The organism is Veillonellaceae bacterium, from assembly GCA_012523975.1.
Classification (GTDB): domain Bacteria; phylum Bacillota; class Negativicutes; order JAAYSF01; family JAAYSF01; genus JAAYSF01.
This window is the reverse complement of the sequence record JAAYSF010000085.1, coordinates 49,018-69,904: the sequence shown is the minus strand read 5'-3', so window position 1 is coordinate 69,904 and position 20,887 is coordinate 49,018. Positions and strand designations below refer to the sequence as shown.

General features: G+C 44.2%; 18 protein-coding genes. 15 read left to right on the top strand and 3 right to left on the bottom strand.

The features are described from left to right. The first annotated feature begins 11 nt into the window (after positions 1 to 11). The 6 genes from GX348_11775 (at position 12) to GX348_11750 (ending at position 7,380) form a co-directional block, all read left to right on the top strand. Positions 12 to 1,136, top strand: a complete 1,125-nt coding sequence (locus GX348_11775) for a betaine/proline/choline family ABC transporter ATP-binding protein (protein ID NLP42834.1) — start codon at positions 12 to 14, stop codon at positions 1,134 to 1,136. 69 nt (positions 1,137 to 1,205) lie between these two features. Continuing rightward, positions 1,206 to 2,711: an ABC transporter permease subunit gene (locus tag GX348_11770; protein NLP42833.1), complete on the top strand. Its 1,506-nt coding sequence runs from the start codon at positions 1,206 to 1,208 to the stop codon at positions 2,709 to 2,711. Between the two features lie 14 nt (positions 2,712 to 2,725). Further along, positions 2,726 to 3,250, top strand: a complete 525-nt coding sequence (locus tag GX348_11765; GenBank protein NLP42832.1) for a DUF2179 domain-containing protein — start codon at positions 2,726 to 2,728, stop codon at positions 3,248 to 3,250. 125 nt (positions 3,251 to 3,375) lie between these two features. After that, the gene (locus tag GX348_11760) at positions 3,376 to 6,099 is read left to right on the top strand and encodes a response regulator (protein NLP42831.1); all 2,724 of its coding nucleotides are present in this window, start codon (positions 3,376 to 3,378) and stop codon (positions 6,097 to 6,099) included. Between the two features lie 19 nt (positions 6,100 to 6,118). Next, positions 6,119 to 6,418 carry an Hpt domain-containing protein gene (locus GX348_11755; GenBank protein NLP42830.1) on the top strand — a complete coding sequence of 100 codons (300 nt, stop codon included), beginning with the start codon at positions 6,119 to 6,121 and terminating at the stop codon, positions 6,416 to 6,418. A gap of 20 nt (positions 6,419 to 6,438) precedes the next feature. After that, positions 6,439 to 7,380: a diguanylate cyclase gene (locus tag GX348_11750; protein ID NLP42829.1), complete on the top strand. Its 942-nt coding sequence runs from the start codon at positions 6,439 to 6,441 to the stop codon at positions 7,378 to 7,380. 51 nt (positions 7,381 to 7,431) lie between these two features. On the opposite strand, the gene GX348_11745 is transcribed toward GX348_11750, so the two are convergent. The 3 genes from GX348_11745 to GX348_11735 all read right to left on the bottom strand — a co-directional run bounded on the left by GX348_11745 (position 7,432) and on the right by GX348_11735 (position 9,447). After that, the gene (locus GX348_11745; GenBank protein ID NLP42828.1) at positions 7,432 to 7,899 is read right to left on the bottom strand and encodes a hypothetical protein; all 468 of its coding nucleotides are present in this window, start codon (positions 7,897 to 7,899) and stop codon (positions 7,432 to 7,434) included. A gap of 375 nt (positions 7,900 to 8,274) precedes the next feature. Continuing rightward, complete coding sequence (locus GX348_11740; protein ID NLP42827.1) at positions 8,275 to 8,655, bottom strand: GIY-YIG nuclease family protein; 381 nt, start codon at positions 8,653 to 8,655, stop codon at positions 8,275 to 8,277. A gap of 27 nt (positions 8,656 to 8,682) precedes the next feature. Continuing rightward, on the bottom strand, positions 8,683 to 9,447 hold the full coding sequence (locus GX348_11735) for a DUF2087 domain-containing protein (protein ID NLP42826.1): 765 nt from the start codon (positions 9,445 to 9,447) through the stop codon (positions 8,683 to 8,685). Positions 9,448 to 9,662: 215 nt separating this feature from the next. On the opposite strand from GX348_11735, the gene GX348_11730 reads away from it, so the two are divergent. The 9 genes from GX348_11730 to GX348_11690 all read left to right on the top strand — a co-directional run bounded on the left by GX348_11730 (position 9,663) and on the right by GX348_11690 (position 20,835). Beyond that, positions 9,663 to 10,592: a hypothetical protein gene (locus tag GX348_11730; protein NLP42825.1), complete on the top strand. Its 930-nt coding sequence runs from the start codon at positions 9,663 to 9,665 to the stop codon at positions 10,590 to 10,592. 111 nt (positions 10,593 to 10,703) lie between these two features. Beyond that, on the top strand, positions 10,704 to 11,489 hold the full coding sequence (locus GX348_11725; protein NLP42824.1) for a 2-keto-4-pentenoate hydratase: 786 nt from the start codon (positions 10,704 to 10,706) through the stop codon (positions 11,487 to 11,489). Between the two features lie 381 nt (positions 11,490 to 11,870). Beyond that, a complete protein-coding gene (locus GX348_11720) occupies positions 11,871 to 12,452 on the top strand; it encodes an RNA polymerase sigma factor (protein NLP42823.1) in 582 nt (193 codons plus the stop codon). Beyond that, entirely contained in the window at positions 12,439 to 13,380 is a 942-nt protein-coding gene (locus GX348_11715; GenBank protein NLP42822.1) for a hypothetical protein, read from the top strand. Before GX348_11720 ends, GX348_11715 begins: the two co-directional genes overlap by 14 nt. 205 nt (positions 13,381 to 13,585) lie before the next feature. Then, positions 13,586 to 14,443: a protease complex subunit PrcB family protein gene (locus GX348_11710; protein ID NLP42821.1), complete on the top strand. Its 858-nt coding sequence runs from the start codon at positions 13,586 to 13,588 to the stop codon at positions 14,441 to 14,443. 165 nt (positions 14,444 to 14,608) lie between these two features. After that, on the top strand, positions 14,609 to 15,805 hold the full coding sequence (locus GX348_11705; GenBank protein NLP42820.1) for a multidrug efflux MFS transporter: 1,197 nt from the start codon (positions 14,609 to 14,611) through the stop codon (positions 15,803 to 15,805). Between the two features lie 132 nt (positions 15,806 to 15,937). After that, a complete protein-coding gene (locus GX348_11700; protein ID NLP42819.1) occupies positions 15,938 to 16,522 on the top strand; it encodes a TetR/AcrR family transcriptional regulator in 585 nt (194 codons plus the stop codon). A 107-nt stretch (positions 16,523 to 16,629) separates the two neighbouring features. Next, positions 16,630 to 17,721, top strand: coding sequence for an efflux RND transporter periplasmic adaptor subunit (locus GX348_11695; protein ID NLP42818.1), 1,092 nt, complete (start codon positions 16,630 to 16,632; stop codon positions 17,719 to 17,721). Between the two features lie 12 nt (positions 17,722 to 17,733). Further along, complete coding sequence (locus tag GX348_11690) at positions 17,734 to 20,835, top strand: efflux RND transporter permease subunit (protein ID NLP42817.1); 3,102 nt, start codon at positions 17,734 to 17,736, stop codon at positions 20,833 to 20,835. Positions 20,836 to 20,887 lie beyond the last annotated feature (52 nt).

Genomic DNA, 20,887 nt, shown 5'->3' with positions numbered 1-20,887 from the left:
GGGGTGTCACCATGATTCGTTTTGAAAATGTATCTAAAGTATACGAAGATGGTTTTCAAGCCTTAGATAACATCAACCTTGATATCAAACAAGGCGAATTGTTGGTACTGATCGGGCCCAGTGGCTGCGGTAAAACAACTACGATGCGAATGATTAACCGGATGAATGAACCATCCTCCGGTAAAATTTTTGTTAATGGTAAAGATATCAGCCAGGAAAACACGGTTGAACTCCGCCGGAATATTGGCTATGTAATTCAGCATATCGGCCTTCTACCGCATATGACAATAGCCGATAATATTGCGCTCGTTCCTAAACTTAAAAAGTGGGATAAAAACCGTTATATGCAGCGGGTAAAAGAGCTTTTGCAGCTGATTAATCTTGACCCCGACACTTATGCTCAGCGGTATCCGCATGAGTTGAGCGGAGGACAGCAACAACGGGTAGGGGTGGTTAGAGCGATGGCCGCTGACCCAGCAATAATACTCATGGATGAGCCCTTCAGCGCGCTTGATCCGATTAGCCGGGAGCAATTACAGGACGAGCTGGTAAGGCTGCAGGACACCATTCAAAAGACCATTGTCTTTGTAACCCATGATATTGATGAAGCAATAAAGATTGCTAACCGTATTTGTATTATGAGCAAAGGGAAAATTGTCCAGTTAGACACCCCGGAACATATTTTAAGGCATCCGGCTAATGATTTTGTTCGCAGTTTTATCGGCGAGAATCGGCTGAATGAAGTTGGGACAATGCCTACCATTGCCGAAATAATGGTTAAACCGATTGTTACCGGACCAAATCGTGGTTTGGCCGAAGCCATAATGCAGATGCGGCGCCAGAAAGTCGATACACTGTTGGTCGTGGACAGAACCAATACGCTGCTTGGGCGTGCGACAGTCTGGGATGTCCAGCATCATTATTTCGAAGAAAACATTACTTTAAAGGATATTCTCAGGCCTGATGTTGCAGTTGTTAATGTTAATCAGAATTTGAGCGAGGCCATTGCATTGATTCGGGAGCACAGAATCGCAGCTCTGCCGGTAATAAATGACCAGAATAGACTATTGGGGGTTATAACCCGGGCAAGTTTGGTAGATGTTATGGCCGAGCAATTGGGAGATGCCATTACATAGCAAGCGAAAGGGGCGGCAATTTTGGAAACAAACTTACTGGAACTATTTCAAGCTCGCTGGGACGATATTATGCTGGCCTCAATGCAGCATATTGAGCTTACCGTAATATCACTGATTCTGGCCAATCTCATTGCAATACCCTTAGGAGTATTTCTGACGAGATATCAAAGTTTAGCTGAATTTGTAATTGGTATAGCCGCGATGTTCCAAACAATACCGAGTTTGGCGCTGTTAGGTTTTATGATTCCCCTGTTGGGGATCGGTCCAATCCCTGCAATTGTGGCTTTGACGGTGTATGGTTTACTGCCTGTTCTGCGTAATACTTATACCGGGATTCTGGGCGTTGACCGCGCTTCAGTAGAGGCCGGAACGGGTATGGGTATGACACAGTGGCAGGTGCTATTCATGGTTCAGTTGCCGCTGGCCTTGCCGATTATTATGGCTGGCGTCCGTACCGCTACCGTTCTGCTTGTTGGGGTGGCAACGCTGGCGGCGCTTATCGGCGCAGGCGGGCTTGGTGATTTAATTTTCCGCGGCATATCAATGGCTAACCCGCAATTGATTTTGGCCGGCGCGATACCTTCGGCGCTATTGGCATTGGTCTTTGACTACGGCCTTAAATGGGTAGAAAAATCTGTAACCCCGCAAGGACTAAGAGCAAAAGGGGGGGCAGCAATCGTAGTGAACAAATTCTGTTGGTTATTACTTGTTTGTTTCATAACGACCATGCTAGTTGGATGCACCTTATTCGGCGGTGATAAACAGCAGATAATCATCGGCGGCAAAAACTTCAGCGAGCAAGATATTTTAGTGCATATGATGGAATACGTTATTGAGGATAAAACTGGTCTTACAGTAGGCACCAAACCATTTTTAGGCGGAACCAGTGTAGTAGCCCAGGCAATCGAGCGTGGCGATATCCATATATATGCCGAATATACAGGCACTGCGCTGATTAATATATTGGGCGAGTCAATGACGAGTGATCCGGAGGCCGTTTATGAGAAGGTTAAGCAAATTTATGAAGAACAGAAAGGTTTAATTTGGCTCAAGCCGTTTGGTTTTAATAATACTTATACCTTAAGTATGCGAGATGATAGGGCAGCCGCTTTAGGAATCAAAACCTTTAGCGATTTGGCTCAAAAAGCGCCTAATCTGACTTTAGGCAGTACGCAGGAATTCTTGGAACGTTCGGACGGCTATAAAGGCCTGCAAAAGACTTACAATATAGATTTCAAAAGTACAAGCGGTATGGATCCAGGGTTAACCTATGCCGCAGTACGCGACGGCAAGGTCGACGTAATTGATGCTTTTGCAACGGATGGCAGAATAATAGCCTTCAATTTGCGTGTGCTAGAAGACGACAAACACTTCTTTCCGCCCTATTATGCCGCACCTGTAGTCAGAGCGGATACTTTAGCAAAATATCCTGAAATAGCTGACGCCCTTAATTCATTGGCGGGTAAGCTTAATGATAAGGAAATGGCAGCCCTGAATGCCCAGGTTGATTTAGAGAAAAAAGATCCTAAGGTAGTAGCCAGGGCATGGTTAAAAGCCAATGGTTTGATTAAATAAGGAATGTAAAATAAATGGAAACAGGATATATTGGGTATTTTATTGTATTTTTTGCTAGAGTAGCCGACGTAAGCTTGACAACGATACGGACCTTGATGTTGATGCGTGGCAAGAAACTTGCCGCAGCCACGATTGGCTTTTTCGAAGTATTAATTTATATAGTTGCACTCAAATATATTTTCAATACTCTAAACGATATTACTAGCCTTATTTTCTACGCTTTCGGTTTTTCAGCCGGCAATATTGTCGGCCTATGGCTGGAAGAGAAACTGGCTGTTGGTCATCTGACAATGAGGGTCATTACCCGGAGAAATGCGAGTGATTTTGCCGAGAATCTTCGTCAGGAAGGGTTTGGCGTTACGCTGTTTCCATGCCAGGGCCGCGAGGGCTGTTACGACTTGCTGGAAATTGCTCTCGAAAGGAAACGATTGAAAAAACTTGAAAAAATGGTTTATACATGGGACGGCGACGCTTTTGTCACAGTATCTGATACCCGGAATATCCGCGGCGGCCATTTCTATAAAATGAAAAGTAAATAATCATGCGAAAACAGGCTTATCGCGCTGCCGTGGTAAGCCTGTTTTACGTTAAGCTCAGTAACACACACCCTGTCCAGTTGCATAAGCTAAAGTGTCATAAGATTGTGTAAGGGGCTGGGATTATTGTGAACAAAATATTCAATTTACAAACATTAAGAGGAAAACTGAGGCTTTGGGGTCTGATACTTGTGCTGCTGCCAAGTATTCTGCTTATGGCAATCTTCATTTATCACAGCTTGCTTAATACAACAAAAAGTATCTATTCCAGCCTTAACAGCGTTATTACAATCCAGGAGCAGACTATTAACCGCTGGTTCGAGGAGCGGTCTGCCGAAATTAGGGCAGTTGCCGGGTGGAGGGATATTAAGGAACAGGATTTGCCGGCTATTCAAGAGCGGATCTATAACCATATGGGATCGCGCGAAGATTTTATTAATATCGGCTATGCCGATAAAAACGGTAACCTGATAGTTGAAGGTACAGGCCAGTATATCAACATGAATATCGCTGATCGCACTAGTTTCCAAGAGGCGAAAAAAGGTCGCGACTATATTAGTGGGGTGCATGAATCTCCGGGAGCGGGTGCTGGGGAACCTGTCGTAATCTTTTCTTCACCGGTATTTGGTGATGATGGCGAGTTTAAAGGGGCTGTCTTGGGGGCTGTGAAATTAGACAAAATTAAAGCTATCATCAGCAGTTTTCGTTCCGGCAAAACAGGTGAGACTATTTTACTTAATAGCGATGGAGTTGTCCTTACCGAATCGCGCTTTACTCCACAATTAATTAAAGATGGTATTGTTGAAAAAACAACGATTATGAATCTGAAACAAGATATTCGAACTTTTCCTGGTAAAGAAGACTCTAATGAAAGAGTCGCCATTTATAAGGACTATCGCGGCAAGACGGTAATCGGCGCTTATCGCTGGCTCGAGGGACAAAAATGGCTGCTTGTCGGCAAAGTAGACGAAGAAGAGGTTTTCGGACCGTTTCAAAATGATTTAACATCGATGATAGTAATTTTTATGGCAATTTTGCTAGGGTCGATACCAATAACGTTAATGCTGTCGAAAAAGGTAGAGTCTTCGGTTACCGGGCTGATTGCCAGCTTACAGTCGCTGCAGCAAGGAGACTATTATCATAGGGTTGATCAGAAAATCATTGACAAAGCGCCCGAGGAACTGCGCGAATTATGTTTGGCGTATAACAGCATGGTTGAAACGGTTAAGGCAAAAACCGAAGAGCTTCACCAGGTGAACAGTCATTTAGTCAGTGCCCGTGATGCTGCTCTGGCGGCCTCGGTAGCTAAGTCGCAGTTCTTGGCAATCATGAGTCACGAAATCCGCACGCCGATGAATGCAATTATCGGGATGGCTGAACTATTGTGGGACACAAATTTGACGCCGGAGCAGGAGCAGTATGTACGGGTATTCCGCTCAGCCGGTGAAAACCTGCTTTGTATTATTAATGACATCTTAGACTTATCAAAAATCGAGACAGGGTATCTTGAATTAGATAATAGTGCTTTTGACTTAGAGGAGATTGTCGAGAAAACCTGTGAGGTTTTTGCCGTTCGGGCGCATGAGAAAGGAATTGAGCTGGCTTGCCGGATTGAGTCAACCGTACCCTTAAATCTGCTGGGTGACGCCGGCCGTTTGCGACAGGTACTCTCCAACTTGTTAGGCAATGCCGTTAAATTCACGGAAAAAGGCGAGGTGGTGCTTGAGGTAAGCTGCAGCCCGATAGCAGGTAATAAACAGGAAATTGCCTTTACCGTTCGAGATACAGGTATCGGCATTCCGGCTAACAAGATAAACGAGATCTTCGACCCATTTACCCAGGTTGACGCTTCAGTTACGCGCCGCTATGGCGGTACAGGTCTCGGCCTGGCAATTACAAAGCGAATTGTTCAAATAATTGGCGGCTCAATAACAGTAGATAGCATAGTAGGGCAGGGAAGTGTTTTCCGCGTCATCATTCCGTTCACTATCCAAGAAACTAAAGTAGCATTAAGAACATGCGCCAAAGATGTCAGGGGTCTGCGGGTATTAATTATTGACGATAACGAAACTAACCGGATGATTTTACGCGAGACATTACTTACCTGGGGTGCGCAAATAATTGAAGCAGCGAGCGGATTGGCCGGATTGGCCGAGATGCGTAAAGCAAATCAGCAAGGTAATCCGATTAAACTCGTTTTATTAGATGCCTGCATGCCTGAGATGGATGGTTTTGAGGTTGCAGAGCGGATAAAGAATGACCCAAGTTATGCCGGTGTTACTATTATGATGATCACTTCTACCACATGTAGGGGTGACATGGCAAGGTGTGCTGAATTAGGCATTAACGGTTATCTGATAAAACCGGTAAAAAGGGCCGAATTGCTCCAGATGATTCTTTTAGCGCTCGAGAAAACCCCGAAAACTTTGCTACCGGTGCAAGAACAGGAAATGGCAGTAGGGCCGGAAGAGGTTAAGCGGCTGAAAATTTTATTGGTTGACGATTCCCCGGATAACCGGATGCTGATTCAAGCATTTCTCAAAAAACTCCCTTACACTATTCAAACAGCTGAGAACGGTCAAGAGGCTGTAAACAAATTCAAAGCAAATCAGTACGACCTTATCCTGATGGATATGCAAATGCCGGTTATGGACGGTTATACCGCCGTAAGACAGATTCGGCAACTAGAAAAGCAAGAGGGTATGAAACATATACCAATAATAGCTTTAACAGTTTATGCCTTAAGCAGTGACGTGGCAAAATGCTTGGACGCCGGGTGTGACAGCCATATCGCAAAACCGGTTAAGAAGGACACTTTACGTAAATCTATCATAGAATATACAAAAAAGTAAATTATTATGGAGGTAGCTCATGACGGCAAACAGGGTCCTTATTGATCAAGAGTTAGCTCACCTGATACCCGGTTTTTTAGCGAATCGAAGCAATGATATTATTCAGCTTACTACTGCTTTACAGCAGGGCGATTTTGAGAAAATTGCGGTTATAGGCCACACTTTAAAAGGTATAGGGGGCGGTTACGGTTTCCCGGTAATAACCGATTTAGGCACTGCTATTCAGCAGGCTGCCAAAACTCATGATTCTCAAAAGGCAAGTGAGTTAGTCTCAGAATTAAAGGCATATTTGGAGAGTGTTGAAATCGCATACGAATAAGGTCGAAAGGAGGCGGGGATATGTCAATCTTGGTTGTCGATGATTCAACAGACAGCCGTTTGCTGGTTAAGGCGTTGTTAGAGGAGAAAGGTTATTCTGACATAATCCTTGCCCAGTCAGCGGCCGACGCAATGAGGATTTTAGCAAATCAGCAAACAGATAGTCAAAATAAAGTGGATTTGATTTTGATGGACCTAGTTATGCCGAAAATGGATGGGATTCAAGCTTGTCTTATGCTTAAACAAGATGAGGTGTTCAAAGATATACCAATTATTATGGTGACGGCCAGCGGGGAAGTAGAAAACCTTGAACGAGCGTTCGCCGCCGGTGCTACCGATTTTATTACTAAGCCGTTAAAAAAGGTAGAGTTAGTGGCGCGGGTTAGGTCGGTCCTCAAGATGAAAAGTGAAATGGATCAGCGCAAAGCGCGCGAAACCGAATTGCGCAGGCTAACTTCGCTTGATGGCCTTACCGGCATTGCTAATAGACGCTGGTTTGATGAATTTCTTGATGCCGCTTGGCGGCAGGGGTTAAAAAACGGCCAACCGCTAGCGTTGATTATGGTTGACATTGATTGCTTTAAGCTATATAACGACAACTATGGTCATTTGACCGGAGATCAATGCTTGAAAAAAGTCGCCAAGGCTATTCAATCATCAGTCAGCGGACCGTTTGAGCTGGCGGCTCGCTACGGGGGCGAGGAATTTGCGGTTGTTTTAGCAAGCTCAGAACTAAAATATGCAATATCGGTTGCCGAAAATGTTCGAACAGCGGTTTCTAATTTGAAGATACCGCATTGCCGGTCGCCCGTTTCAGCAATCGTTACGGTAAGCATCGGTGTGGCAAATATCGTGCCCTCACCGCAAACGACGCCGCAGCAGCTTATCGAAGCCGCTGATGACGCGTTATATAACGCCAAGCAACAGGGGAGAAACCAGATTCAAATAGCTGTCCAAGGATAGTATGTGTAAAGAGCTGCATTAATTTTGCAGCTCTTTTATTAGTCAAGGGTATTAAAATTTTTCTGGGAACTGCTGAATAATCCCATTCGAAAAAGCATCAGCCATCATCAGTGCCTGAATCTCAACTTTATCAAATATCGCGATACTCTTAGTGTAATTCCTATTAATCATTTGGACGGCCTCGGATTTAGTAAGCCTCAAGTGTTCACGCCACATTCTGCGCATTTCGTCAACCGGCCAATGGGGGTTGATTTCGTTTAATAAATCGACAATATCATCGGCGTTTTGATACCAACGTCTTTCCGCAGCTTGTGCAGCCCTGGTATCGCCTGCTTTGGCGGCTGTTACAAGGGCTGCCGCAATAGTGAGGTGGTCAGTAAACAAACGTTCAATTTCAGCGGCAGTTCTCCGACCGTAGAAAGATCTGAATATTTTCGCAAAATCTGGAGCATTTCTGAGCAGGCGGTTGGTCGTAGCTTCTAAATCAGGTAAATTAAAAACAATACTGATAATAGTCATCCTCGTCCAATATACATGCTGCTCCCAAAGCATACGGAAACAGGCCTTTAACCCTGCCTCAGCGGTAGTAAGTACCCCGTCATTTTCAAGTCCGAAGTCATCATAATCATCATCCCATTCACAGGGACCGCATGGCTCCCAGTAAGGTTTTTTTGACATTCTCACTGCTCCTTTCATACCTTGTTTCTACATAATATGCAAGTAAGGGCGCGTTTGGAAGCTAATTAGCAATGATTTATGTAAGATTTATCCGATGACTAGAATTCAGGTAGTGTTAAAAACGCCATCTGAATTAAGTCTCCATCTATAAGTAAATGTCGTTACATATATGACGAAAAAAAGAGCTGCAGCACGATGCTGCAACTCTTTTTCACTTCATTTTGCTTTAGCAGGGCTATCTTGAATTTTTGGCTTATTATAGCCTTTCTCATCATAAGGCTGTAGATTATCCAGCCATTTGGCTTTAAGGTTAGAAACGGCCTCGCGCCAATCATCTTTGGCAATTTTATCCGGGTTAATTTTTTCCAGTATTTCAAAGGTAAAGACATCGGGGCCATAGGTATTCCAGTCTTGCTGTAATTGCTTATTGCTATGGCCGTTCATATTTAGTTGAAAACGTTGTCCATTAAAACTGCCGGGTAAATTCATGCTGCTATCAATAAATATTTTACCGTTAGCGTTATTTTTAATTTGAAATACTCCCATTGGGCGCGGCGTTTCTTTGTATTCTAACTTAAGTTGCTTTTTTCTATCCATTGTATGCCTCCAGTCTTTTTGTTCGGGCTAGCTTTTAACCCAGTAAGCACTACCGTCACGAGTCCGATCCATGAAACCATATTCAATTAATAGTCGGCGCAACAGAACATAATCATCATAGAACGGTTTTAAGATGGCGTTTACTTCTTTTTCGGTATACTTCTTGTTAGTTTCGAAGTTTTTTAACAAATGTCTTAAGATAGCAACCCGTTTTTTCTCCTTAAGTGGAAATAATTCGAGGGGGCCATTCAAACCTTGTTTGAAGTAGGTTGATAATATTTTGGCGTTTTCTTCTTCGGTTATCGCGAAGCGGTCATCGACATGCTTAGCGGTCCGGGGGATTTCGATGAAGGCCTGTCGCTTAGGCGTGTGCTCACCAAGCAATTCCATAATGGCCAAAAAGATTTTGGCTTGTTTTTGTTTTTCCCTGAGCGAAAAACGGTGGTTGCGAATGGTTGACGTGCTGCCTGTATTAGTTGCTTTTGCTATGTCGTTGTCGCTGTGGCCTTGATAGAACAGCTCAAGAATTGTTTTCTGATGATCAGTTAAACCGGTCAGCTTTTTGTCGAGGTTAAGAAGAACTTGGAAGGTCGAGCCATGCTGTTCAGCGATATGCATAGTAATATACTTTTTGGCCTCGTACAGCTTGTCATTGTAGGGGTAGATGACTCCGTTCGCAAAACTTTCGCCGCAGATAAGACAGACGAATTCGTCGCTATCTTGCTGATAAATATAGCCATGTTTGATTTCCTGTAGGGAAGCCTGCCAAAACAATTCAGTTAAATTACTCATATCTAAACACCTCGGTATATTATCTATCGATTCCATAGATAGCATAACCGACAATCTAGATATCGTCAAGATGTTTTTAGGGAGCGTTTATTTATTGAGTAGATAAATGGGCAGTATGTCCAGGAGGGGATTTAAAATAGATTAAATATAGGCGTTACCTTACGGTGAAAATAACGTTAAATGTAGCGTAGATAATCTTTATATGGAGGTCTAAAGTGTTTAAGCTTATTAAAAAATTTGCAAGTGGTACTTTGATTATTGCTATGGCTTTTGTATTCGGCGGCTGCGCCAATAATCCGCCCAACCCGCCTAATGAACAGTCTCAGCAGCAGATTGAAGCGCAAAATAAAGAGAAGGCTGTTATGGATAACTATAATGCGCTTTTACAGACAACCGATGTAACTATTCCGGAGATTATAAAGTTCATTGATGGCAATATTACTGTTGTTTCGAAGCCGAACGCTTCAGCTATGATAATTGGCCTCGAGAAAGTCCAAAATGACAAATTAAATAAAACGCAAGAGCAGTTTGATAATGAAGCTGTTCAGAAAGTCGTGATGAAGGGTTACAAAGTCGGCTTAGATGACGGCTATATTAATAGTATCCAAAATCAACAGGTAAAAGATTTGCTGCTTGCGACAAAGAACAGCGGCTATAAAATTGAAACAGCTGAGGGCATGTACTACCCTGTTATTGACTATTCTTTCTATAAGAAATATCGTTCCAATGTCACGTCTGATATTGCGGCATTTATCGATATAATGGCGGTCGAATCAGATAAGACGCCGATAAAAGATGCCGCGCTCGTTATAAGCTGGGAGGAGATACTCAAGCGCGCCCAAGCCCAGGAACGCTTTATTAAGGAATACAGCAGTTCAGCTAAGATCGAAGATATGCGGTGTCAGCTTAAACGCTATGCAGTGTTTGCTATGTATGGCGGGAACAACACGCCGCTATTTAGTTATGATACCAAGCAGATGAATCATGAAGCCAAGGAAACCTATTTAGAGACTGCATTTGATGCTAATAATGGCAGCTTTTCGAAGGCGATGATCGGATATCTTGAAGTACTTCAAAAGAACGATTACAAATTAACTAGTGAAGTGCAGGAGTATCGTAATAAAGTTTCCCAAGAAATACACTAAAATGTCCCCGTGACAGCGTGTAGCTTAAATTTATAAGATGAGATATAATTATAATTGTGGTAAAAATGTCCAGGTGCGCAACTTCTATTGGGAGAAGGAGATGATTTGTGTATGGATCTTAGTGTAATTGATAAAATAGCTGAGGAGCTGTACCAAGCTGAGAAAACCGGTAACCCTATTAAACAGCTTACAATCCAATATCCTGATATTACGGTCGATGAAGCTTATGCCATTCAGCTTGCGGGACGGAAACTGCGCGAGGCCGATGGCCGCGAGGTCGTAGGGGCTAAAATCGGTCTGACCAGCAAGGCTATGCAGCATATTTATAATGTGTATGAACCCGACTATGGCTACATACTGGATGATATGGTTATTACTGAAAATGAACCGATTAAAATGTCGGAATGTCAGGCACCTAAAGTAGAGGCCGAAATAGCTTTTATACTTAAAAGACCATTAGAAGGTCCCGGCGTTACAGTGGCGGACGTCCTTAGAGCAACAGCCGGTGTTATGCCCTGTCTGGAGATCATTGACAGTCGTTATGAGCCGGGTGCAATCAAAATCCAAGATACTGTCGCTGATATTGCTTCCATCGGTAAGGTGGTGTTGGGCGGCGCACTAACTCCTGTTGCGGATATTGATCTTCGTTATACCGGTTTGGTTTTTGAAAAAAGTGGTGAAGTTATTAGCACTGCCGCCGGAGCAGCCGTTCTCGGCCATCCCGCAGCAGCCGTTGCCTGGCTGGCCAATAAGCTTTCCAGCTATGGTGTAACACTGCGCAAAGGCGATATAGTAATATCAGGCTCTTTAATTGCAGCCTGTGGTGTAGAGGCCGGGGATTCTGTAAGAGCAACCTTTGACCGGCTGGGTTCGGTGAGTGCTCGATTCGTCAAATAATCGATAAATGAGTTTAGGTATATCAGAAAAATGCCGAGCATCTAAGGTGCTGGGCATTTTTAATTCGCAATTTCTACATAATTTTGACTTATAATAAGATAATACCTTAGCAAATGGGGGAAAAGTAGAGGTTCGCAGCAAGGTTGACAGCGGCAGCAGTTTTTACATTTATCTACCGGTGTCTAATGAGTAACTTATAAAAAAGCAGCGGGACTTTCTTAGTGGAAAGCCGCTGCTTTGAGCTTCTTGGAAAGTTTAGTTATAACTGTGAATTATAAATGCCAAAATAGGGTAACATAAAATCTTTCAAAGACCGTTACCTTTTATAAATATCAGGCGTTAATATAATAGCTACAAGCTTAGAAAGTTGGTGAGCCCGCGGTGAAAAATGATCAAGCCTTGATATTGGACGCCAAAAACGGTGACCGCGAGGCGCTTAATATATTAATTGAAAAGTATTGGCAGCCGGTTTACCGGCTGGTTTGCTATAAGGTCGGCAATAGTGAAGATGCTCAAGAATTGACCCAAGACACCTTTTTGCGCGCTTTTCGCTCTCTAGAACGCTACCATGATACCGGGGCTTCATTTAAAACGTACTTAGGCCGGATTGCTGTTAATCTTATAACAGATTTTTGGCGCAAGAAAGGACGAGCGCCTCAGATGGTCGATATTGGTGAATATCAGGAACCGTTTTCAGATACGGCAGATAGACCGGAAGACGCGGCCATAAGCGCCGAACAGCAGCATGAAATTGCCAAGCTAATAGGTTCGCTGCCGAGTGACCAGCGTCAGGCGGTCGAGTTAAGGATTGTGGCTGGGTTATCGGTTAGAGAAGCTGCTAATATTATGGGCAAGACTGAACCAGCGCTCAAAATGCTGCAACAGCGAGCATTAAAGAATTTGCGAAAAATGTGTATTGAACATGGAATTATAGAAGGGGGTGCTGTAAATGCCAATCGATAGAGAAGAGATAAAAGCGGAGCAGTTATCTATGCTAATCGATGCTTTAAATAATAAAGAGCAGTTGGTGACCAATGATGCTGAACTGCAGGAACTGGCTGATGTTGCTTCGATGGTAAAACAGGCAGCCGGTCAGTCAAAGCCAACGCCAGAGACTATTGATTATATTGCCCGAGAACTTAAAGCTGAGTCTAAAGTTAAACAATCCAAACCACGCTTTGGCTGGCTTTACTCCGGTGCTGCCGGTTTGGCAGCCGCTGTTCTGCTAGTCGCAGTGACTAACTTTATGCCGGCAGTTCCGGATAAAACCGAACAGCAGCTGCCGCCGCAAGTTCAGATTTCTGAGGTCCTGCCGCAGACCAATACTGCACCAGGCAGTCTTGGTGGTACGCAGACGAATATTAGCAAAAAAGCTGATATTCCTAATAGCGCTATGCAGTCCCAGGAAATTGTTTCTAATCGGGCTGCAGTGCGTACAGAAAAACAACCTAATCCGCAAGCCACTAAACAAGCACCTGCCCTTGCAGGACAGGAGGCCGGTGTGGCAGCAGCACGTTCTACCGATGTGAAACAAGCTCGGGTTTTAGCAATCCCGGGCAAAGATGCCAAGGCACTTAGTGTCGATGATGATACCGGTTTTATTAAGCAGGTTTATGCGTTTGAGAACGATAAAGAGGTAACAATAACGCAAAAAGCTAAGGGCAGCGGCGCCCCTGAAACTGATAATGCAGCCAGCGTTGCCGTCATGAAGGAAGAAGCTGCGGAGGATGGCAAGGAAATGAAGGCATCTAAAGAGTCCGCCAACAAAATTACTGCAGCCAAAGATGAATATGAGGTTACTGTTGAAGGCGAACTTTCTAAAGAAGAATTGCAAGAAATTGCTGATTCATTAGTCGAAACTGAAGAGACGGAAGAAAGTGGCAAGGAATAACCCGTTACCTATTGGACGCCTAGTCGTTTTTTAGCGTAAAGGAGAGGAGATTGCAACATGAATAAAAGATATAAAGCAATAGTTTCAGTAATAGCAGGAGCAACAATTCTAGCCGGAGTTATCAATAGAGGGTGAACTGATAGCCGAAGTTACAATTGCCTCTAATGATAGTAAGATCGAGCCGACAGGCCCTGGCACCAACAAAGTGTGGCAGGTAAATTCGATAAAAGAAGTAAGCGTAACGACAAAGGCTGACAGTAACAAGAACGGCAAGATTGACGTCGGTCCCGGTGTGGAAGGGCTAGACTACGATAAAGTAGTAAGATGGCAGCAGAATGTTGACGCCGGCCGTGAGTTATGGCGTCTTGATCCGCTCAAGGTTGCCAAGACTGAAGGCCGCAGCTACGGATTTGATGATACGGACACTTATACAGTTGTTAGAAAGCTCAGTAGCAGTACAATAGCCCGCCACGGTCAAATTGACATTGAAGTCAATCATGACGGCAAACTTTACACTATGATTATCGTTCGTCCGTTTGGCGGCGGTGATGCTATTTGGACAACTTATAAAGTAGTCGGCAAAAAGCCACCGGTGACTGTCCCGACGCCGGTACCGAGCGAAAAGGTCCTATTTGAGACAGACAAGTTTACCGGTTGGAAATGGCTCAAAGAATATTATCCAAAGGACATGGCTTTTGCGACAATCGTCGACTATGAGGCGCAGCTAAAGCAAGACAAGCGAATCCCGGAGGCGGCGCTACAAAAACTTAAAGATGTAGATTTTAATAACAAAGTTGCTCTCTTTGCCTACCTTGGCGGTACGTCAGGCAGTCACGGAATCGGCATTGAAAAGGTAACGATAGCCGGCAATAAAATGACCGTCCAAGTGCGGACTAAAAGCCCGCGGCCGGATGAAATGGTCACTATGATGTTAACTTATCCATCCGATTATGTTCTGATTGATCGCAGCGTATTCGATATCTGGGGCGGCGTAGACATCACCTTTGTTGATCAAAAAGGCAAAGTCTTAGGTAAAAATAAGCTGACAATTACACATCGATAACTAAAATATAAAGCGAGCGGCCACGTCCTCTGGAACGTGGCCGGCCGCTTTTGGGAGATTTATTGATGAATAGGCAGGGGATTCTACAAACTAAAGTTAATATTATGAGGATTGAGACTTGGCTATCCGCTTTTGGATAGTCAGCCGCCTGCTAGGAGTGGTAATTTGAATTGGCAGCGTAACCTTTGGGTTTTGTGTTTAGGCGCAATGCTTTCGGCATCCAGCTATACAATGGTAATTCCTTTTTTACCGTTATTTTTGCTTGAGATTGGCGTAAGCGCTCAGAATGTTCATATGTGGTCAGGAATGGTATTTTCGGTGACATTCTTTGTTGCGGCAGTAATGGCTCCATATTGGGGGCGGCGGGCTGACAAGTCCGGGAAACGCAAGATGGTTTTGCGGGCAGGAATTAGTTTGGCGGTGGTATATTTTATCGGCGCTTTTGTAACAAATCCATATGAACTCTTAATCGTAAGGATTCTGCAGGGTTTTGCTAATGGATTTATTCCTGCGTCAATGGCGATCGTTGCATCGTCGGCGCCAATTGATAAAATGGGGTTTAGTTTAGGAATTGTGCAAACCGCGATTTTAATCGGCGGTATTATCGGTCCGCTGATTGGTGGCAGTCTTTCGCATGTCTTTGGAATGAGAATGTCTTTTGTAGTCGCTGGAACAGCGATATTTTTAGGGACAATATTAGTGAAATTCTTGGTTGTTGAACCTGAAAACCAAGCAGCACCAAGCGAAGGCAGCATAATTGATGATTTTAGGATTGCTTTCGGTAATTCGAAGATTGTCCAGATGCTAGCGTTATTGTTTTCCGTCCAAGTCGCCAGTATGGCGCTGCAGCCGCTTATTGCTTTATACATCGCAGAATTAATCGGAAAAGTAGAAACTGCCGGTTTAACATCGGGTATTGTTATTAGTTTAGCCGGCGTTGCCGGGGCGATATCGGCGCCGTTATGGGGAAAGCTTGGACAGCGGCGAGGCTTTTATAATACATTAGTTGTCGGGTTTATGTGCGCAGGTTTTTTCAACGCGCTGCAGTATTTTGCGGATGATATTTACAAGTTCAGCATACTACAGTGTCTGTTCGGTCTGTTTATCGTTGGCGTGTATCCGGCAATCAACACTATTGCCGTAACTTATGCTGATGAGAATTTTAAGGGACGGCTATTTGGCCTCATGACTACTGCCAACCAGCTAGGTTCAATGACGGGGCCGCTTATTGGCGGTGCAGTCAGTTCTTGGCTGGGGATTAGGCCAGTTTTCCTTGTCACCGGTATTCTGCTGATAATACTTGGTGCAGTGTTAGCCGCAAAGAATCGAAACAGCGCTACTGGACGAATAGCAAGGGAATAAGAAACTGGGACCTTTAGCTTAATTTACCACAGACGAGGGTGTTGGGCGGGATATTTCCGTTGACAGCAAAGCAAAGTTCTGTGATAATTAAAACATACCGTCCGGTAGGTTTGTTGGGAGGAGATGTTGGCTTTGACTAAAGATAATATTACAATTACTGCTTTACGCTTGTTTTTGTTAAATGGGTATAAAAATGTATCGCTTGTCGATGTGGCCAAGGCGGCCGGTATCACTAAAGGTGGTATCTATCATTATTTCGACAGTAAAGAGTCCTTACTGCAAGCAGCGATCCATTATTTATTTGAACGGTTTGAAGCAAAGTATGTCGAGCTATTTGGCAGTTCAAGGAGTTTGCAAGCTACCCTAAACACTATTATAGTTGACAGGGAATTTGAAATATTCCTTGAGCGTCTGCTTGATATCGAACCGGGCTGCTACCGCGATAATCACGCCAGCCTTGCCCTTGAGGTAATCCACAGCTTTCCGGGCTTTCAGGAACGACTTGACCGTAATCATCTGAAACTCCTGCGGGAGATAGAGCAGAAGGTTAAGTCAGCCCAGGATAATGGCGAGATTAGAACCGATATTGAGACTCAGACGTTGGCAATACTTATTTTGTCAGTCATGAGCGGCCAAAATACTCTAAGTTTCAGCTTAAATGATTCGAATGTGCGGAGCAAGGTAATGGATAGTCTGTGGTTGCTAATTAAGGCATAGTATACTTAGAGAGTGTGAGATTGTTGCTTTCAGAACATACCGACTGGTAGGTATGTCTTGAGTAAGTTAAACAGCTAGACTTAAGAAAATTTGGGGAGGCAGAGTAAATGAAAGGTTTCAAGTTAAAGTATTGGGCAATCCCAATTGTGCTGATTATTGGATTGCTTGTTTTTTTCAGAAGCGGTGCTTTTTCCAATGAGAAGGCTCAGCCGGGTAACACCGCTGTATATATTAAAGTCAGTGCTGCCCAGTATGTAAATACCGTGCCGCAACTAATGCTTAATGGCAATATTGAAGGTCAAACTTCAGCCGATATCAGTGCCAAAATATCAGGCCGGATTGAACAGGTAATGGTCGTTGAGGGTCAGCAAGTTAAAGCCGGAGATCCGTTGGTAAAGCTTGAGAGTGTTGAGTTGGCTAACTCAGTGCGTACGGCAAGTGATGCAGTAACCAAAGCGCAGGTAAACTATGATTTAGCGCTTACCGATTATAATCGCTACCAAAAGTTATACGGTCAAGGGGCCATTTCACAACAGCAGCTTGATACCGCTCTTGCCAAGCTAAAAATTGCTCAAGCTGACTTATCCAGTGCGTCCTCCAGTTATAGCAGTGCGCAGCAGCAGTATGGCTATGGTGTCATAACGGCGCCTGTTGACGGTGTTGTCGCCAATGTTACTGCAACTGTTGGTCAGGTTGTTTCGCCAGGCGCGGCGCTGATGGTTGTGCAGGATATTAATGCGGTTTATGCTGTAGTCAATATTGAACAAAAGGATTTAGCGCTTGTTAAAGTTGGTCAAAAAGCCGAAGTTACGGTTGATTCGTATGCCGGTAAAGTATTTGAAGGTACTGTTGATCGTATGAATCCTGAAGCGGGTATGGGTAACCGGATGTTTAAGACAAAGATAAAAATTGACAATGCTGATGGCGCGTTAAAAGCCGGTATGTTTGCTAAGGTTCAGCTGGCAACAGGTGATGCGGTGCAGGTTATGACAGTTCCGCAGACGGCTGTTATCCAGAAACAAGGTCTCTATTATGTATTTGTAATAGAAGATGGCAAAGCTGTTCGCCGTCAAGTTGAAATTGGCACAGTAACCGGTGAAACAATCGAGATAAAAGCAGGCATTGAGCCTGGGGTTCAGGTAGCTGTAACTAATGTAAGTCAGCTTAAAGACGGTGAAGCTGTCCGAATTGTAGAGTAGAGGGGATTTGTCATGAAACTTACTGAGATTAGCTTAAAACGCCCGGTATTTGCCACTGTGATGATTCTAGCGCTCGTCGTTTTAGGCTTATTCAGCTACATGACCTTAAATGTGGACGAATATCCGGACGTCGAAATCCCGGTCGTGGCGATTACGGTTGCTTATCCAGGTGCATCGCCGGAACAAGTAGAGTCTAAAGTTACTGAGAAAGTAGAAGAAACAGTCAGCGTTGTTCCTGGAGTAGAGCATATAACATCAAACGTAAAAGAAGGGGTATCAACAACGGTTATCCAGTTTACGATGGAGACTTCTGCAGCGACAGCTGCCCAAGATGTACGCGATAAAGTCGGCCGTATGAAGGGCATGCTTCCCGATGAAGCCGAGGATCCCATTGTTACCCGGTTTGACCCGTCAGAAATGCCAATTGCCTCAATTGCTATTACCGGCGATATTAGTCAGCGTGAGCTGACCATTATTGCCAATGATACCTTAGCTGAACGGCTGAAAGCAATTAGCGGCGTTGCGGCTGTTAATGTTAACGGCGGAGTGGAACGCGAAATTAAAGTAAATATGGACAGTGATAAAATTGCTGCCTACAATCTTACAGTCTCTGAGGTGTTAAACAGCCTGCGCAGTGAAAATATCGAAACGCCGGGCGGTAAAGTAACCGATGGTAAACGTGAGACCAGTCTTCGTTCAGTCGGTAAGCTTGAAACCCCTGAGCAGCTACTCAACCTTCCGGTTGCCCAGCGCAACGGCGTACAGCTGTTTGTTCACAATATTGCCACCGTAGAGGATACTACAAAAGATGTAACTTCGATCACTAAACTCAACGATAAAAATGCTATCGGTTTAGACATTATGAAACAGTCTGGCAGTAATACCGTTGAGGTTGTTAAGAATGTCAAAAAAGAACTGGAAAAGTTAAAAAAAGAGCTGCCGTCCGGTGTTGAAGTAACGATGGTACGGGATAATTCCAAAACCATTGAAGAGTCGATTAATGACGTATTGTTTAACTTAGTAGTAGGGGGGCTGCTGGCTGTAGCAGTCGTATTCCTATTTTTAGGAAATTGGCGAAGCACAGTTATTGCCTCGATTGCGATTCCGACTTCAATCATTACGGCTTTCGCAGCGATGAAAGCAATGGGTTTTACCCTTAACACCATGTCGCTGCTAGGTCTATCGCTGGCTGTTGGCCTGCTGATTGATGATGCCATCGTTGTTATCGAAAATATTGTGCGTCATCTGGAAATGGGCAAGAATAAATACGATGCTGCAGCCGAAGGTACTGCTGAAATTGCGCTGGCTGTCACGGCTACGACTCTGACGCTAGTAGCAGTATTCCTGCCGGTGGGCATGATGACCGGTATTGTAGGTCAGTTCTTTAAGCAGTTCGGTGTAACTGTAGCTGTCAGTGTGTTGGTATCGTTATTTGTGGCCTTTACCCTTACGCCAATGATGTCAGCCAGATATCTAAAAGAGGATCATGGTGAGTCTAATAATAAATTTTATAAAATGTGGGAAAAGTGGAACGGAAAATTTGACTACTGGACTGAGCGATATGGTGAATACCTAGCGTATATCTTAGGTCACCGTAAGAAAGTAATGACGGTAGCCGCTGCGCTTTTTGTAGGCAGTCTGATGTTGGTACCGTTCTTAGGTTCAACCTTTGTACCGGATTCGGATATTGGAGAAATAACAGTTTCGGCAACCGTTGACCCTGGTATGAGCCCGCAGGCAGTCGGAGAAATAGCAGATAATATTTCCCAAATAATCCGTACAGAGCCTGAAGTAAGCATGACTTACAGCACTGCCGATGTAAACGGTATTAACATTTTTGCCAAGCTAACACCGAAATCCGAGCGTAAGGTCAGCGATAATGATGTCATTGCAGACCTCCGGCAAAAACTAAGCGGACTTGCCGGAACTGAGATAAGTGTATCCAAGAAGTCTGGTATATCAAGCGGTAAGCCGGTATCGATTGTTATTCAAGGGAATAACCTTGATACATTGGCTGGGATAGCTGAGCAAGTTGAGCAAATCGTTGCAAGTACGCCGGGAGCTATTGATGTTTCCTCTAGCTTTGAATCCGGCAAACCCGATGTGCAGATTATTGTAAACAGAGATAAGGCTTCCGATCTTGGTGTATCTACCGCCAGTATTGCCAACACTCTGCAGACTATGTTTAACGGCACAATCTTCACTCAGTTTAAAGACGATGATGATTCTTACGATGTACGGCTAGTCTTAGCAGCCGGCAATCGCGAACGATTAACTGATTTAAATAACGTTTATGTGCCAAGCTCCAATCGCGATAAATCAGGCCAAACTCTGATGATTCCGCTCTCGCAGGTTACTGACACGACATACGCTACCAGTCCGACTCAAATCAAGCGCTATGACCGTCAGGAACAAATTACCATTTCAGCTAACTTAAACGGAAAAACGCTCGGCGACTTCAACCAAGAGGTAAATAAAAAGTTAGCAGAAGTTAAGCTGCCGGACGGCTATAAGTTTGTAACAACCGGCCAGTCTCAGCAGATGGCTGACGCCTTTACAGGCATTATCATAGCTCTTGTAATGGCGGTTCTATTCATCTTCTTCGTACTGGCGGCCCAGTTCGAAAGCTTCATTGACCCGTTCGCTATTATGCTGGCTTTGCCGTTAGCGATAATCGGCGCCATCGTCGGCTTGCTCATTGCCGGAAGCGAACTTAGCATGATGTCGCTGATCGGCATTATTATGCTGATGGGTCTGGTAACGAAGAATGCTATCTTGCTTATCGACTTTGCTAAACAGCAAATTGAAAAAGGTGTTGACCGAAACCAAGCGCTTGTCCAAGCGGCAGTTGTCAGGATGCGGCCTATCATGATGACGACGCTGGCCATGATTTTTGGTATGATTCCGCTAGCGCTGGGCATCGGACCGGGTGCAGAAGCCCGAGCTCCGATGGCTCATGCCATTATTGGCGGCTTGGTAACCTCAACAATTTTAACATTGGTGGTTGTACCTGTCGTTTATACAATCCTTGATGATTTACGAAAAAGAAAACTTAAGATTGAAGTAAAAATTCCGGCTTTAGGCAAAGTAAAGCAACAGGAAGCTAACGATTAAATGAAGGGGTCAGGCGGCTTTAAAATAAGTCGAGCCTGGTCCCTTTATTTTA